Here is a 15344-nt window from a genome sequence, read left to right on the forward strand (position 1 = left end):
CATGGCAATGCGTACCTATCGTGAAGCGGTCAAGGAAGCCTTGGCCCAGGAAATGCAACTTGATCCCCGCGTGGTGGTGATCGGTGAAGACGTCTGCGGCGGCCAGGCGGGCACCGCTGAAGTCGGCAGTAAAGGTGAAGCCTTTGGCGGCGTGCTGGGGGTGACCAAGGGCCTGTGGACCCAGTTCGGCTCCTCGCGGGTGATCGACACGCCGATCACCGAATCGGCGATCATCGGCATGGCCGCCGGCGCTGCCGTGACCGGCCTGCGCCCGGTGGCCGAGCTGATGTTCATGGACTTTTTCGGCGTCTGCCACGACATGCTCTACAACCAAGCGGCGAAATTCCGCTACATGTTCGGCGGCAAGGCCAAGGCGCCGCTGGTGATTCGCGGCATGATCGGCGCTGGCTTCTCCGCTGCCGCCCAGCACTCGCAATCGCCCTACAACATCTTCGCCACCACGCCGGGGCTCAAAGTGGTAGTGCCGTCCAACCCCTACGATGTGAAGGGCCTGCTGATCCAGGCCATCCGCGACGATGACCCGGTGGTGTTCTGCGAGCACAAGATTCTCTACGACCTCAAGGGCGAGGTACCCGAACACGCCTACACCATCCCGTTTGGCGTGGCCAACTACACCCGCCACGGCACCGACGTGACGATCATTGCCCTGGCGGCGATGGTGCACAAGGCCAACGAAGTGGCCGACAAACTGGCCGCAGAAGGCATTTCGGTGGAGGTGGTCGACCCGCGGACCGTGTCGCCGCTCGATGAAGACGGGATTCTCGAATCGGTCGCCTCCACGGGCCGGGTGGTGATCGTCGACGAGTCGGCAGCGCGCATGGGCTTCGCCCATGACATCGCCGCGCTGATCGCCTCCCAGGCCTTCTACCGGCTCAAGGCGCCGATCATCATGGTCACCCCGCCGCATACGCCTGTGCCGTTCTCACCGGTGCTCGAGCAGGCCTGGATTCCCAGTGTGGACCGCATCGAAGCCGCCGTTCGCACCGTGATGGAGGGCTGAACATGAGTGACATTCGCGCAATCGAGGTGCCCAAATGGGGCCTGTCGATGGAGGAGGGCACGCTGACCAGCTGGCTGATCGAGGAGGGCGACACCTTCGCTGAGCAGCAGGAGGTGTGCGAGATCGAGACCAGCAAGATCGCCAACGTGTTGCAGGCGCCGTTCGCCGGGGTGCTGCGGCGAAAGGTGGCGCAGCCGGGCGAGACCATTGCGGTGGGCGGCGTGCTTGGCGTGGTGGCCGAGGCGTCGGTCAGTGAGGCGCAGATCGATGCCTATCTGGCCCAGCGCGGCGCAGCAGCGCCGGCCTCAGCCGCCGATGCCGCGGTGCAGGCCGCCAGTGGCGGGGGCTCCGCTGCCGGTGTTGGCACTGCCGGACAGGCCCGGCAGGGCTCGGCCAACCCCGCCCAGACGCCCCAGGCGTCTAGCAGCGCGGCGCAGGCCGGTAGCGTCGAGACCGGCAATGCCAGTGCGCACCCGACTGGCACCTGGCAGGTGCCGCCAGCCCTGCTCGGGACCACTGCAGCCGATACCTTCGCTACCCCCCATGCACTGAAACTGGCTGCAGAACTGGGTCTGGACCTCGGCCATGTGCCCGGTTCAGGCCGCGAAGGCCGCGTCAGCGTGGCCGACATCGAAGCCGCTATCCGCGCAGCCGGTGGCCAGGTCGCCAGCCGCTCGCCCGCACAGAAGGCCACTCAGGCAGCACCGTCGCGAGCCGACGACAGTCAGGTCGCCGCCACCCCGCTGGCGCGGCGCCTGGCTCAGCAATGGCACATCAACCTGCACGATTGCCGTGCCACTGGCAGCCGCGGCCGGGTGTGCCGGGCCGATGTGGAGCAGCAGCGTAGCCTTGCCGCGCTGCCGGCGAGCGACGCTGCCACCCGCCAGGCCGCACCCCAGGCTGGCGCGGACGCCTTTGCAACCTTGCCCATGAGCGGCATGCGCAAGGCCATTGCCGCACGTTTGCAGGCCTCCAAGCGCGAGGCCCCGCATTTCCGCCTGCATGCCGACCTCGACCTGGAGCGCCTGCTGGCCCTGCGCGCTGAAATCAACGCCTCGGTGCCGGCGGTCAAGCTCTCGGTCAATGACCTGCTGATCAAGGCCTGCGCCCAGGCCTTGGTGCAGGTGCCGGGCGTGAATGTGCAGTACGACGCCGAGCGCCAGGAAGTCCGGCGCTATCAGGACGCCGACATCGCCGTGGCGGTCGCCCTGGAGGGCGGTTTGATCACCCCGATCATCCGCCAGGCCAACCGCAAGCGGTTGGCCGAGGTGTCGGCCGAAATGCTCACCCTGGCCACCCAGGCCAAGGCCGGCACCTTGAAGCCGGAGCAATTCCAGGGCGGCACCTTCAGCCTCTCCAACCTGGGGATGCTCGGCGTGCGCCAGTTCGACGCCATCATCAACCCGCCTCAAGGCGCGATTCTGGCCATTGGTGCGGGCGAGCAGCGGGTCGTGGTGCACGACGGCCAGCCTGCCGTACGCATGCAGATGAGCGTGAGCCTGTCGTGCGATCACCGGGTCATTGACGGCGCGTTGGGGGCCACCTTCCTCAAGGCCCTCAAGCGCCTGGTGGAAAACCCCACCTTGATGCTGGTCTAGGAGGCTGCCATGAACGAGGCATTCGATGTACTGATCATTGGCGGTGGCCCGGGCGGTTATGTGGCGGCGATTCGGGCCGCGCAATTGGGCCTGCGCACGGCACTGGTGGAAAAACAGCACCTGGGCGGCATCTGCCTGAACTGGGGCTGCATCCCCACCAAGGCCATGCTCAGGGGCGCCGAGGTGGCGCACACCCTGCAGCAGGCGGGCACCTTCGGCTTCAGCGTCGGGCAGGTAGAATTCGATATCGGCACGCTGGTCGCCCACAGCCGCGAGGTGTCGCAGACCCTCACCGGTGGCATCGCGTATCTGTTGAAGAAAAACGGCATCACGGTGTTCGACGGCCGCGCTCGGCTCACGGCCAAGGGGTGCGTCAGTGTCACCTCGGCAGAGGGCGAGCGCGCGCTGCAGGCCAAGCACATCATCCTCGCCACCGGCGCCCGGCCGCGTCCGCTGCCGGCCATCGTGCCGGACGGCGAGCGCATCTGGAGCTACTTCGAGGCGCTGGTGCCGCAACAGGTGCCGGCGTCGCTGCTGGTCGTGGGCTCCGGGGCAATCGGGGTGGAGTTCGCCAGCCTGTACCACGACCTCGGCTGCGCCGTGACCCTGGTCGAAGTGGCTGGGCAGATCCTGCCCGCCGAAGACCGCGAGGTGGCCAGCCTGGTGCAGCGCGAGTTCGAGCGGCGCGGTATTCGCGTGCTGACCCAGGCCAGCGTCAGCGCGGTGCGCAGTGACGCCGAGCAGGCGCAGTGCAGCGTGCGCCTGGCCGATGGCCGCGAAGAGCAGATTGGTGTCGAGCGGGTGTTGCTGGCCGCGGGCATTCAAGCCAACAGCGAAGACCTCGGCCTGGAAGCGCTGGGGGTGGAGATCGAGCGCGGCTTCATCAAGACCGACCCGTGGTGCCGCACCAACGTCGCCGGCCTGTACGCCATTGGCGATGTCGCCGGCGCGCCATGCCTGGCGCACAAGGCCAGCCACGAAGGGGTGCTGTGCGTGGAAAAACTCGCGGGCGTGGAGGGTGTGCATCCGCTGGACAAAGCCTTCATCCCGGGCTGCACCTACGCCCGGCCACAGGTCGCCAGCCTCGGCCTGACCGAGGCCGCTGCCAAAGCCAGCGGGCGGCGTTTGAACATCGGCCGCTTCGACTATCAAGCCAATGGCAAAGCCTTGGCCATGGGCGAGGCGGGCGGTTTCGTGAAGACCATCTTCGATGCCGACAGCGGCGAGCTGCTCGGCGCGCACATGGTCGGGCCGGAAGTGACCGAACAGATACAGGGCTTGGGCATAGCCCAGGCGCTGGAAGCCACCGAGCAGAGCTTGAGCCAGGTGGTGTTTGCCCACCCGACCTTGAGCGAAGCCATGCACGAGGCGGTACTGGCCGCCAGCGGCAAGGCCTTGCACCAGTAATCCGACACGGCGCCGCAGTGCTGGCGCCGTCCTGTTTGATCCGCAGAGGGATACCGCGATGCATCGATTCCACGAAAAAGTAGTGCTGGTCACCGGCGCCGCCGCAGGCATTGGCGAGGCCACCGCGCGGCGCTTTGCCGAAGAGGGCGCCCGGGTGGTGCTGGCTGACTGGAACCTGGAAAAAGCCCAGGCCGTGGCCGCTGAGCTGCCCGCCGAGCGGGTGCTGGCCGTGCAGGTGGATGTGTCGAGCCTGGCCTCGGTGCAGCAGATGATCGACGCCACCGTCGAGCGCTTCGGCGGGCTGGATGTGCTGGTCAACAATGCCGGGGTGCACATCCCTGGCACCACCCTTGAAACCACCGAAGCCGACTGGCGCAAGATTGCTTCGGTGAACATCGACGGGGTGATCTTCTGCAGCAAGCTGGCCCTGCCGCACCTGCTCGAGCGGCGCGGCAATATCGTCAGCACTGCCTCGGTGTCGGGCCTGGGGGGCGACTGGGGCGCAGCGTTCTACTGCGCCAGCAAAGGCGCGGTGGTCAACTACACCCGCGCCCTGGCGCTGGACCACGGCGCCCAGGGCGTGCGCGCCAATGCCGTGTGCCCAAGCCTGACCCGCACGGCGATGACCTGGGGCTGGGAGCAGTCGATTCGCGACAAATTCAACGAGCGCATTCCCCTGCAACGCGAAGCGCTGCCCAGCGAAGTGGCGGCGGTGATCGCGTTCCTGGCCAGCGACGATGCCAGCTTCGTCAATGGTGTGAACCTGCCGGTGGACGGCGGCGTGACGGCGTCGGACGGGCAGCCCAAGGTGTCCTGAATGGCGGCTTAGGTTCTGTACGAAAAGCCTCGAGACGAAGGCCAGGCAAGGCGAAAACGGCCGAGGAAGCGGAGTGTACTGGAGTACATGAGCATTCCGAGGGCGTTTTCAACGCAGCATGGGCGAGTATCGAGGTTTTTCGTACTGAGCCCAGGGCGTTGCAATGCGCAGATGGGCGAGGCACCCTGAGCGGCCACTTCGCCCTGGAAGCCTTTGCCATGGACCTCGACCTTCTCAAGCAGCGCCTTGGCCGGCCCGCCACGCGCCTGGTCGCTGGCGGCTTTCGTCCTACCGACACCGATGACGAAAGCTGGCTGGGCCGGGTGTTTCTGTTCGCTCCCGACCAAGCGCTGCCGCTGGACGCCGCCGGTGAACCGATGCTGCCCATTGGCCAGTTCCACCTGCCCACGCTGATCCCTGCCCACCCGCAGCTTGAAGGTGTGCGCGTGCTCACGCTGTTCATGTCGCGCCGATTTCCCGAACCCTTTGAACCCATGGGTGCCAACTGGCTGATCCGCGAGTACGGCAAGCACGACACCCTGGTGCGCAAGGACCTGGCGGTGGCCGCTTCGCCGCTCAAAGCCTTTGCGCTGAAATCCCACTTCGTCGAGCGCGACTGCCCGCTGTGGGATGGCGGCGGCGTGCCGCTGGAGCTGGAACGCGAAGTGCTCGCGCTGATGCGCAGCGGCGATATCAACAGTTATTACGACATCACCACCCACTGCTACGAGCACAAGTTCGGCGGCTTCCCGTCGTTCTGCCAGGCTGGCGTCGAGCCGCCGGACGGGTTTGAGTTCGTGTTCCAGGTATCGTCCGATGCCAAGATCAACCTCAACGTGGTCGACAGCGGCAGTTTGCTGTTCTGGAAAAACGCCAGAACAGGGGAATGGGCGTTCTATTACGATTTCTATTAGCAGATGGACCTAGGCCACTGCAGGAGGCACCGCCTGATGACCACCTCGATTCGGCCCGCGACCCTCAGCGACATTCCAGCGCTGTTCACTATCCGCACCTGCGTCACCGAAAACGCTCTCGACCTTGAGCAGCTGGCCGAGCTGGGCATTACCCCCGGGACCATCGCCGAAGCGATCAACCATAGCCCGTGCGCCTGGATCGCCGAAGTGGACGGCGCGCCAGTGGGCTTCTCCATGGTCGATGGCGAAGACGCCTGTGTGTTTGCCGCGTTCGTGTTACCCGGGTTTGAAGGTCGCGGTATCGGCAGGGCGCTGATGGCGCAAGCTGAAGCCAGCCTGTTCGCCGACCATGCCGTGATCTGGCTGGAGACCGCCCAAGCCAGTCGCGCCAGTGGCTTCTACCGCACCTTGGGCTGGCAGGTCACACAAACGCTGGACGATGGCGATGTGCGTTTTGAAAAAAAGCGTGCTGCCGAGCGGTAGGGCGTTCTCCTACAGAGTTTTGAGACATCGGTAGCTTCACTGGTCGCTTTCAGTGCGACCCTGGTCGCCACCAAACAATCAAAAGTTCAAAAAAGTGCCATGCTTTCAGGATGCCGTGGGACTGGGCGCGTCAAGACGCCCGGCCTTGGGCAAAGAGGGTGACCGTGACCCACGCGACCGTGACGGGGCCGGACGCCGCAGCTGAACACCGCTAGGCGCGTCGCCATCGGAAGGTGGGCGCGCCTGGGTTGCCGAGGTCTGCTGTATGCCTGATGAACTGCAACACCTGCCGTTGATCCACCGCATTCTGGAGCGTGAACGCCACACGCCAGGGGCGCTCCTGCCCATCCTGCATGCCATCCAGAAGGGTGTGGGGTATGTGCCTGATCACGCTGTCCCGCTCATTGCCCATGCGCTCAACCTGAGCCTGGCCGAAGTGCGTGGCGTCATCAGTTTCTATCATGACTTCCGTACCACCCCGCCCGCACGCCATACCCTGCGCCTGTGCCAGGCCGAATCGTGCCGCAGCCGCGGGGCCGAGGCCCTGGCCGCGCAGGTGCGCGACCAGTTGGGCGTGGATGACCACGGCACCACGGCTGACGGGTCGCTGAGCTTGCGCCCGGTGTACTGCCTGGGTGCCTGCGCCTGCTCGCCGGCGCTGGAGCTGGATGGTCAGGTGCATGCGCGTCTGACCCCCGAGCGCCTGCGCGAGCTGGTCGATGGCTGCTTGAGCGAGGTGACGGCATGAACCTGTTCATTCCCTGCGATTCCCTGGCCCGCGCTGTCGGTGCCGATGCCCTGGCCGAAGCGCTGAGCCGCGAAGCCGAGCGCCGGCAGATGCCGCTGACCCTTCAGCGCACCAGTTCCCGTGGGTTGTATTGGCTCGAGCCGTTGCTCGAAATCGACACCGAGCAAGGCCGCCTGGGCTTCGGCCCGGTCAGCGCCAGCGATGCCGCCAGCCTGCTCGATGCGCTGGCCGGCAACATGGCCGAGCACCCGCTGGCCCTGGGGCTGGTCGAAGAAATTCCCTATTTGAAGACCCAGCAGCGCCTGCTGTTCGCCCGCGCCGGCGTCACCCGGCCGCTGTCGCTGGATGACTACCGCGCCCACGGCGGCTTCGAGGGCTTGTCCAAGGCCGCGCTGATGCCCACCGAAGCAGTGGTGGCGCAGGTGCTCGACTCGGGTCTGCGCGGCCGTGGCGGAGCAGCGTTCCCGGCCGGCATCAAGTGGCGCACCGTGCGTGAAGCGCGCGCCGAGCAGAAGTACATCGTGTGTAACGCCGACGAAGGCGACTCCGGCACCTTCGCCGACCGCATGCTGATGGAAGGTGACCCGTTCCTGTTGATCGAGGGCATGCTCATCGCCGGGCTCGCAGTGGGCGCCAGCAAGGGCTACATCTATGTGCGCTCGGAATACCCGGACGCTGTGCATGCGCTCGATGAGGCGGTGATCCTCGCCCGGGAAGCCGGGTATCTGGACAGCACCGGCAGCGGCGTGGCCTTCGACCTGGAAGTCCGGGTCGGGGCGGGCGCCTACATCTGTGGGGAAGAAACCGCACTGCTGGAATCGCTCGAAGGCAAGCGCGGTATCGTTCGCGCCAAGCCACCGCTGCCGGCGCTGGAAGGTCTGTTCGGCCTGCCGACGCTGGTGCACAACGTGCTCACCCTGGCGTCGGTGCCGATCATCATGGCCCGCGGCGCGCAGTTCTACCGCGACTTCGGTGTGGGCCGCTCGATGGGCACCCTGCCGTTCCAGCTGGCGGGCAACATTCGCCACGGCGGTCTGGTCGAGCGCGCCTTCGGCCTGACCCTGCGCGAACTGGTCGAAGGCTATGGCGGCGGCACGGCCAGTGGCCGACCGTTGAAAGCCGCGCAAATCGGCGGCCCGCTGGGCGCCTGGGTGCCGCCCGAGCAGTTCGACACCCCGTTGGACTACGAGGCCTTTGCCGCCATTGGCGCGATGCTTGGCCACGGCGGCGTGGTGGTCGCCGACGACACCCTGAACCTGGCCGGCATGGCCCGCTTCGCCCTGGAGTTCTGCGCCGAAGAGTCGTGCGGCAAATGCACGCCGTGCCGGATCGGCTCAACGCGCGGCATGGAGGTGGTCGACCGTCTGATCGCCAGCACCGACGCGGCCTATCGCGAAGATCAGGCCAACCTGCTGCGCGACCTGTGCGACACCCTGCAATACGGCTCGCTGTGCGCGATGGGCGGCATGACCGCCTACCCGGTCGCCAGCGCCCTCAAGCACTTCCCCGCCGACTTCGGTCTGGCCCCTCAGGAGGCTGTGCAATGATCAACTATTTCGATCCAGCCAGTGACGTCGACCTCGGCACGCCGGCACGCATCGCCGAGGTGCAGGTCAGCCTGCTCATCGACGGCCGCAGCATCAGCGTACCGGCCGGCACCTCAGTGATGCGCGCCGCCGCCCTGATGGGCACCACCATCCCCAAGCTGTGCGCCACCGACAGCCTGGAAGCCTTCGGTTCGTGCCGTATGTGCATGGTCGAAGTCGACGGCATGCGCGGTTACCCAGCCTCCTGCACCACACCCGTCGTCGAGGGCATGGTCGTGCGCACCCAGACCCCGCGCCTGGCCGACCTGCGCCGCAACGTCATGGAGCTGTACATCTCCGACCACCCGCTCGACTGCCTGACCTGTTCGGCCAACGGCAATTGCGAACTGCAGACCGTGGCGGGGCAAGTCGGCCTGCGCGAGGTGCGTTACGGCTACGCGGGTGAAAACCACCTGAGTGATGCCAAGGACGTGTCCAATCCGTACTTCGACTACGAGCCAAGCAAGTGCATCGTCTGCAGCCGCTGCGTGCGGGCCTGTGAAGACATTCAAGGCACCTTCGCCCTGACCATCACCGGCCGCGGCTTCGCGTCGCGGGTCTCGGCTGCCGGCGGCGATGATTTCCTTACCTCCGAGTGCGTGTCATGCGGCGCCTGTGTGCAGGCCTGCCCGACTGCCACACTCACCGAGAAGAGCCTGGTGCAGCTCGGCCAGCCAGAACGCGCCGTGATCACCACCTGCGCCTATTGCGGCGTGGGCTGCTCGTTCCGCGCAGAAATGAAAGGCGACCAGCTGGTGCGCATGGTGCCGGACAAGCAGGGCGGCGCCAACCACGGCCACGCCTGCGTCAAGGGCCGCTTTGCCTGGGGCTATGCCACCCACCCCGACCGCATCACCAAGCCGATGATCCGCAAAAGCCTGGACGACCCCTGGCAGGAAGTCAGCTGGGACGAGGCGGTGACCTACGCGGCCAGCGAGCTGCGGCGCATCCAGCTCAAGTACGGGCGTGACTCGATTGGCGGTATCACCTCCAGCCGCTGCACCAACGAAGAAGCCTATCTGGTGCAGAAGCTGGTACGCACTGCGTTCGGCAACAACAACGTCGACACCTGCGCCCGGGTCTGCCACTCGCCGACCGGCTATGGCTTGAAGCAGACCCTGGGCGAATCGGCCGGCACACAGAGTTTTGACTCGGTGATGAAGGCCGATGTGATTCTGGTCATCGGCGCCAACCCCACCGATGCCCACCCCGTGTTCGGCTCCCAGTTGAAACGGCGCTTGCGCCAAGGTGCGCGGCTGATCGTCATCGACCCGCGGCGCATCGATCTGGTCGACTCGCCGCACGCCCGCGCCGAATTGCACCTGCAACTGCGCCCCGGCACCAACGTGGCCATGCTCAACACCTTGGCCCACGTCATCGTCACCGAAGGGCTGCTTGACCAGGCCTTCGTCGATGCCCGCTGCGAGGGTGAAGCCTTTGGCCGCTGGCGCGACTTCGTCAGCTTGCCTGAGCATGCGCCCGAGCTGCTCGGCCCGGTATGCGGCGTGCCGCCAGAACAGATTCGCGCCGCCGCACGCTTGTACGCCACTGGCGGCAATGCTGCGATCTACTACGGCCTGGGCGTTACCGAGCACAGCCAGGGCAGTACCGCCGTGATGGGCATCGCCAACCTGGCCATGGCCACCGGCAACATCGGTCGCGAAGGGGTCGGGGTGAACCCGCTGCGCGGGCAGAACAACGTGCAGGGCTCGTGCGACATGGGCTCGTTCCCCCACGAGTTGCCGGGCTACCGACACATTTCCAACGAGGGCGTGCGCGCCGAGTTCGAGCAGGCCTGGGGCGTGACCCTGCAGCCTGACCCGGGCCTGCGCATTCCCAACATGTTCGAAGCAGCGCTCGATGGCAGCTTCAAGGCGCTGTATTGCCAGGGCGAAGACATTGCCCAGAGCGACCCGAACACCCAGCACGTGACTGCCGCGCTGACTGCCATGGAATGCGTGATCGTGCAGGACATCTTCCTCAACGAAACCGCCAAGTTCGCCCACGTGTTCCTGCCGGGCTGCTCGTTCCTGGAAAAAGACGGCACGTTCACCAACGCCGAGCGGCGTATTTCGCGGGTGCGCAAGGTGATGGAGCCGATGGCGGGCAAGGCCGACTGGGAAGGCACCGTCGCCCTGGCCAATGCCTTGGGCTACAAGATGGACTACCGCCACCCCTCCGAGATCATGGACGAGATCGCCCGCCTGACGCCGAGCTTCCATCGCGTCAGCTATGCCGAACTCGAGCGCCACGGCAGCCTGCAGTGGCCGTGCAACGACAACGCGCCAGATGGCACGCCGACCATGCACATCGACCAGTTCGTGCGCGGCCAGGGGCGCTTCATGCTCACCGGCTATGTGCCGACCGACGAGAAGGTCAACAGCCGCTACCCGCTGCTGCTGACCACCGGGCGCATCCTCAGCCAGTACAACGTGGGCGCACAGACCCGGCGCACCGGCAACAACGCCTGGCACGCCGAGGACCGTCTGGAAATCCACCCCAGCGACGCCGAGAGCCGTGGCATCAACGATGGCGATTGGGTAGGCATCGGCAGCCGCTCCGGGCAGACCGTGCTGCGCGCGCGGGTCACCCAGCGGGTCGCTCCAGGCGTGGTCTATACCACTTTCCACTTCCCCGAATCCGGGGCCAACGTGATCACCACCGACAACTCTGACTGGGCCACCAACTGCCCGGAATACAAGGTCACGGCCGTGGAAGTGGCCAAGGTCTTCCACCCTTCGGAGTGGCAGAAACGCTATCAGAGCTTCAGTGATGAACAACGCCGCCTGCTCAAGGAGCGGCGCCAACGTGACGCAACCGAGAACGCCGAGGTACGCCGATGAAGGACAACGACAACCTGGTCAAGATGGCCAATCACATCGCCCACTACTTTGAAAGCGAGCCCGACCGGCAAGTGGCCGTGCAGGGCTTGCGCCAACACCTGCACAGCTTCTGGACGCCGGCCATGCTCAAGCAGCTCGACGAAAAAGCCCAGGGCGAGGCGGCCAAACAGCTCGATCCCTTGGTGATGAGGGCGTTGCAAGCGTGAGGTGCGTGAAGCGAGGGCTGCGGACTTTCTGAGCACAGGGGGGCGCCAACGCGGCCTGGCGCTCTGCTCCAGTGATGCAGCGTCCATGGATTACCCGGCAATCTGTATGGACTGCCGGCAGCAACCTGTAGAGCGGGCTCGCTCGCGAAAAATGCCCAGGCGCCGCGCTGTGCCAGGCAATCGCGTCATCATTGACGTCCATCGCGAGCACGCTCGCGCCTACAGTGGGACGTAGTTCAGATTGGATTGCTCGCAGCAACCTGTGAGCGAGCTCGCTCGCGAGAAATGCCCAAGCGCCGCACTGTGTCAGGCGCTCGCGTCATCGTTGACGTCCATCGCGAGCAAGCTCGCGCCTACATGCAGCGAGGCGTGGGCAGGGGCATACGCGTGAGCGGCCCCGGCTGGTTCTCGGTTAACGCTGCCATCAGGACTTGAAACGCCCCACCAGCCCATTGAGCTCATCGGACAGCTGCGAGAGCTTGCCCGAATCCAGCTGCGCGGTGTGCGCCAGGCGCTCGACCTGCTGCGCTTCGTCATAGATTTGCTGGATATGCCGGTTGATCTCTTCGGCCACGCTGTGCTGCTCCTCGGCGGCAGCGGAAATCTGCAGGTTCTGGTCGCGGATCTCGTTCACCGACAGTTGAATGCCCTCGAAACTGTCGCGGGTGCGCTCGATGGAGGTGACGCTGTCACGCGATAGGGTCAGGCAGCTGTCCATCTTCTCCGAGACCTGATGGGTCTTGCTGGCCAGCGAGTTGAGCAGCTGGTCGATTTCGGTGGTGGAGTCGGAGGTGCGCTTGGCCAGCGCCCGCACTTCATCGGCCACCACGGCAAAACCTCGGCCCTGGTCACCGGCGCGGGCGGCCTCGATGGCGGCGTTCAGGGCCAGCAGGTTGGTCTGCTCGGCGATGGCGCGTATGGTGCCGAGGATCTGGTTGATGCTGCGGCTGCCTTCTTCAAGCGCCAGCATGGCCTGGGCCGACTCGCTCAGGCGCACCTCCAGACGATTGATGCTGTCGGTAGTGACTTCTACTTGCTGCTTGCCCTCGGCCACGCGGTGGTGGCCATTGTCGGCGGAGGTCGCGGCATGGCTGCACGAACGAGCCACCTCGTTGGCCGTGGCGACCATTTCGTTGAAGGCCGTGGACACCAGCTCGACCGCCTCACGTTGGCGCCCGGCGGCGTCGTTCATGTTGTCGGCCAGGGTGCTGTTGACCTTCGACGCCTCATGCAGGTTGCCGGAGGCGGCGCCGATGCGCTGGATCAGCTGACGAATGGCGGCGAGGAACTGGTTGAACCAGCCGGCCAGCTCGGCGGTTTCGTCCTTGCCCTGGACTTTCAGGTCGTGGCGCAGGTCGCCTTCGCCGGCGGCGATCGACTGCAGGCCCGTGCTGACTTGGCCGATGGGCCGAACGATGACCCTGGCGAAGGCCGCAGCGAGCCCGGCGAACAGCACCGCCAGGGCGACCACGATACCGAGGATCAGCCAGCTCATGCGGGTCGCGGCGCTCATCACTTCACTGGCCTCGATCAGGCCGACGAAGCGCCAGCCCAGACCAGGCGAGGTCCAGACGTTGGCCATGTAGCGCACGCCGTCGAGGGTCACCTCGGTCGAGCCTTGCTCGATGGCAGCCAACTGCGCATAGGGTTCGCCCAGGCTGTTGAGCGGCTTGAAGTTGTGCGCGGCATCGCGTGGGTCGACCAGCACCACGCCGTCTTCGATCAGCATCACATAGCCGCTGTCGCCAAGCTTGATGCTCTTGACCAGCTCGCTGAGGTTCTTCAACGACACACTGACCACGTACACGCCCTTGGCCTTGCCGCTGGCATCGTTCAGGGTGCGCGCGGTGCCGACCAGGGCAACGTCATCCTTGTCGTAGTAGTAGGCCGCGGTGCGCACGGTCTTGCCGGGGCTGGCCATGGCGGCCTTGTACCAGGGGCGGGCGGTGGGGTCGTAGCTGGCCAGCTTGGGGTCATCGGGCCACTTGGCGTAGCTGCCGTCTTCCAGGCCGATGGAAATGATCGCCGCGGCAGGGTGGGTGGCGCCATAGCGAGCGAACTGGTCGATCACCTGTTGTGCGGCGGCCGGCATTGGCTGGTTCGCCGCATCGGCGCTGCGGTAATCCTTGAGGTGGGTGACCGAGGTGTAGACGGGGTCTGCGGCCATTTGTTCGACGTTTTGCGTAGTGGCATCGAAGAACTGGCGCATGTTGCCGTCGATCTGACGGATTTCCCGGGTGCTGCCGTCGATGAACTGGTCGATGGCCTGATTGCGGATATTCAGCACTGAAATCACGGCCACAAGGCTCACCGGGATCAGCGCGACGAGGACAAAGGCGAGCATCAGCTTGTTTTTTATATTCATTGTTAGGCGCCATCCGATCAGTGGACGAAGGGCCAGGCGGCGTGCTGGCCTGTTGCTATCCACTGTGTGTCGGCTGAAATCTGACAAACGTTAGTCAATGTTTTGTGTACAAAACGATTTTCAATTGTTTTCCAGGTTTTCGCTTGCCGATGGGCGTAGCGGGGCTGTCGAGTGGTTCAGCGGGTATTGGCGGGCTTGCAGCCAGGCCGAGGTGACCCGCTCATCGATGGGCTGAGTGTGTCGCAGAGCGCCATGGGGAATGATTGTGGGGCAGGGTGTCGGTGCTGCTCAGGGTGGGTCAATTGCGCGCCAGGCGAGGGTCATCGTCCTGGCGCACAGAGAGATTCAGCGCGGGGCGGGCGGTCAGAACGCCAGCTTACAGCCGATCAGCAGCAACATCGCCGCCAGGCACGGGCGCAGTACGGCGTCAGAAATCCGCCCGGTCAGGTGGCTGCCCAGGTAGATGCCTGGCAACGAGCCGAGCAGCAAGTAGCCCAGCAGCGACCAGTCCATGTTGCCCATGCTGGCATGGCCCAGGCCTGCCACCAGGGTCAGCGGTACGGCATGGGCGATCTCGGTGCCCACCAGGCGGCGGGTGACCAGGAACGGGTAGAGCAGGAACAGCGCAACGGTGCCCAGGGCGCCTGCGCCGATCGAGGTCAGGGTGACCATGACGCCCAGGACCACACCGGTGCCCACGGTCAGCAGGTTCAGCGTGCGCTCGCTCAGATGATAGTGATCGCCCGCGTGACGGCTGGCGAACGCCTGTAGGCGTGATTTGAACAAGATGGCGAACGCGGTAAGGATCAGCACCACCGCCAGGCCCTGCTTGATCACCGCATTGAGCGCTGAAGTGTCGGCGTGCAGCGTGCTGAGGAACCACAGCGTCAAGGCCGCCGCGGGCACGCTGCCCAGGCTCAGCCAGCCGGTAATCTTCCAGTCGATGTTCTTGTTGCGCCCGTGTACCCAGACGCCGCTGGCCTTGGTGATGGCGGCATAGAGCAAGTCGGTACCGACAGCGGTAGCCGGATTGATGCCAAACCACAGGAGGATCGGCGTCATCAGAGAACCACCGCCAACGCCGGTCATGCCGACGATGAAACCTACGATCAAGCCTGCAATGGTGAAACCGAAAGAACCTACATCCATACGTTACTCGACCGCCCAACTGTGCCCGTTATCGGATGGATGCAGCATATAGATTTTTTTTTTGCCAAATAGACTTCTTGGTTATGAGGTTATAACCGGCGGCGTTCTTATGGGATTCGGTTAGGCGAGGCAGGAGGGCACTGGCGCTTGAGGGGTCGTGTTGGGGAAACACGGGGGCGCATTCAACGGCTTGCTGGCGGCCTGGCG

12 protein-coding genes and 1 pseudogene are annotated in these 15344 nt (G+C 65.4%); 10 read left to right on the top strand and 3 right to left on the bottom strand.

Annotated elements, in window-relative coordinates; all coding sequences use genetic code 11:
• The first annotated feature begins 1 nt into the window (after position 1).
• From SJI00_RS03620 to SJI00_RS03665, 10 genes are all read left to right on the top strand, one after another.
• Entirely contained in the window at positions 2 to 1021 is a 1020-nt protein-coding gene (locus tag SJI00_RS03620; protein WP_322460364.1) for an alpha-ketoacid dehydrogenase subunit beta, read from the top strand.
• A 2-nt stretch (positions 1022 to 1023) separates the two neighbouring features.
• Complete coding sequence (locus tag SJI00_RS03625) at positions 1024 to 2619, top strand: dihydrolipoamide acetyltransferase family protein (RefSeq protein ID WP_322460365.1); 1596 nt, start codon at positions 1024 to 1026, stop codon at positions 2617 to 2619.
• 9 nt (positions 2620 to 2628) lie between these two features.
• A complete protein-coding gene (gene lpdA / locus SJI00_RS03630; protein ID WP_322460366.1) occupies positions 2629 to 4026 on the top strand; it encodes a dihydrolipoyl dehydrogenase in 1398 nt (465 codons plus the stop codon).
• 58 nt (positions 4027 to 4084) lie between these two features.
• Positions 4085 to 4843, top strand: a complete 759-nt coding sequence (gene budC, locus SJI00_RS03635) for a meso-2,3-butanediol dehydrogenase (RefSeq protein WP_322460367.1) — start codon at positions 4085 to 4087, stop codon at positions 4841 to 4843.
• Positions 4844 to 5061: 218 nt separating this feature from the next.
• Positions 5062 to 5757: a hypothetical protein gene (locus SJI00_RS03640; RefSeq protein ID WP_322460368.1), complete on the top strand. Its 696-nt coding sequence runs from the start codon at positions 5062 to 5064 to the stop codon at positions 5755 to 5757.
• A 36-nt stretch (positions 5758 to 5793) separates the two neighbouring features.
• Entirely contained in the window at positions 5794 to 6240 is a 447-nt protein-coding gene (locus SJI00_RS03645; protein ID WP_322460369.1) for a GNAT family N-acetyltransferase, read from the top strand.
• A gap of 265 nt (positions 6241 to 6505) precedes the next feature.
• Positions 6506 to 6988, top strand: a complete 483-nt coding sequence (locus SJI00_RS03650) for a formate dehydrogenase subunit gamma (RefSeq protein WP_322460370.1) — start codon at positions 6506 to 6508, stop codon at positions 6986 to 6988.
• Entirely contained in the window at positions 6985 to 8535 is a 1551-nt protein-coding gene (locus SJI00_RS03655) for a formate dehydrogenase beta subunit (protein ID WP_322460371.1), read from the top strand. The genes SJI00_RS03650 and SJI00_RS03655 overlap by 4 nt, the downstream gene beginning before the upstream one ends.
• Positions 8532 to 11417: a formate dehydrogenase subunit alpha gene (gene fdhF / locus SJI00_RS03660; protein WP_322460372.1), complete on the top strand. Its 2886-nt coding sequence runs from the start codon at positions 8532 to 8534 to the stop codon at positions 11415 to 11417. The genes SJI00_RS03655 and fdhF overlap by 4 nt, the downstream gene beginning before the upstream one ends.
• Entirely contained in the window at positions 11414 to 11623 is a 210-nt protein-coding gene (locus SJI00_RS03665) for a formate dehydrogenase subunit delta (RefSeq protein ID WP_322460373.1), read from the top strand. The genes fdhF and SJI00_RS03665 overlap by 4 nt, the downstream gene beginning before the upstream one ends.
• A 424-nt stretch (positions 11624 to 12047) precedes the next feature.
• Here the strand turns inward: SJI00_RS03665 and SJI00_RS22515 are convergent, their stop codons facing one another.
• From SJI00_RS22515 to SJI00_RS03675, 3 genes and pseudogenes are all read right to left on the bottom strand, one after another.
• Positions 12048 to 12815, bottom strand: coding sequence for a methyl-accepting chemotaxis protein (locus SJI00_RS22515; RefSeq protein ID WP_416220994.1), 768 nt, complete (start codon positions 12813 to 12815; stop codon positions 12048 to 12050).
• 87 nt (positions 12816 to 12902) lie between these two features.
• A pseudogene (locus SJI00_RS22520) lies at positions 12903 to 13988 on the bottom strand (HAMP domain-containing protein); the annotation flags it as partial.
• A gap of 363 nt (positions 13989 to 14351) precedes the next feature.
• The gene (locus SJI00_RS03675; RefSeq protein WP_322460375.1) at positions 14352 to 15137 is read right to left on the bottom strand and encodes a sulfite exporter TauE/SafE family protein; all 786 of its coding nucleotides are present in this window, start codon (positions 15135 to 15137) and stop codon (positions 14352 to 14354) included.
• Positions 15138 to 15344 lie beyond the last annotated feature (207 nt).

Source organism: Pseudomonas gebzensis (genome assembly GCF_034427815.1).
Lineage (GTDB): Bacteria > Pseudomonadota > Gammaproteobacteria > Pseudomonadales > Pseudomonadaceae > Aquipseudomonas.

Bases quoted from the DNA above. Each gene is read 5' to 3' on its own strand.
- lpdA (WP_322460366.1), top strand. From the start codon at position 2,629: ATGAACGAGGCATTCGATGTACTGATCATTGGCGGTGGCCCGGGCGGT.
- SJI00_RS03650 (WP_322460370.1), top strand. From the start codon at position 6,506: ATGCCTGATGAACTGCAACACCTGCCGTTGATCCACCGCATTCTGGAG.
- SJI00_RS22515 (WP_416220994.1), bottom strand. From the start codon at position 12,815: ATGAACGACGCCGCCGGGCGCCAACGTGAGGCGGTCGAGCTGGTGTCC.
- SJI00_RS03665 (WP_322460373.1), top strand. From the start codon at position 11,414: ATGAAGGACAACGACAACCTGGTCAAGATGGCCAATCACATCGCCCAC.
- fdhF (WP_322460372.1), top strand. From the start codon at position 8,532: ATGATCAACTATTTCGATCCAGCCAGTGACGTCGACCTCGGCACGCCG.
- SJI00_RS03675 (WP_322460375.1), bottom strand. From the start codon at position 15,137: ATGGATGTAGGTTCTTTCGGTTTCACCATTGCAGGCTTGATCGTAGGT.
- SJI00_RS03655 (WP_322460371.1), top strand. From the start codon at position 6,985: ATGAACCTGTTCATTCCCTGCGATTCCCTGGCCCGCGCTGTCGGTGCC.
- SJI00_RS03620 (WP_322460364.1), top strand. From the start codon at position 2: ATGGCAATGCGTACCTATCGTGAAGCGGTCAAGGAAGCCTTGGCCCAG.
- budC (WP_322460367.1), top strand. From the start codon at position 4,085: ATGCATCGATTCCACGAAAAAGTAGTGCTGGTCACCGGCGCCGCCGCA.
- SJI00_RS03625 (WP_322460365.1), top strand. From the start codon at position 1,024: ATGAGTGACATTCGCGCAATCGAGGTGCCCAAATGGGGCCTGTCGATG.
- SJI00_RS03640 (WP_322460368.1), top strand. From the start codon at position 5,062: ATGGACCTCGACCTTCTCAAGCAGCGCCTTGGCCGGCCCGCCACGCGC.
- SJI00_RS03645 (WP_322460369.1), top strand. From the start codon at position 5,794: ATGACCACCTCGATTCGGCCCGCGACCCTCAGCGACATTCCAGCGCTG.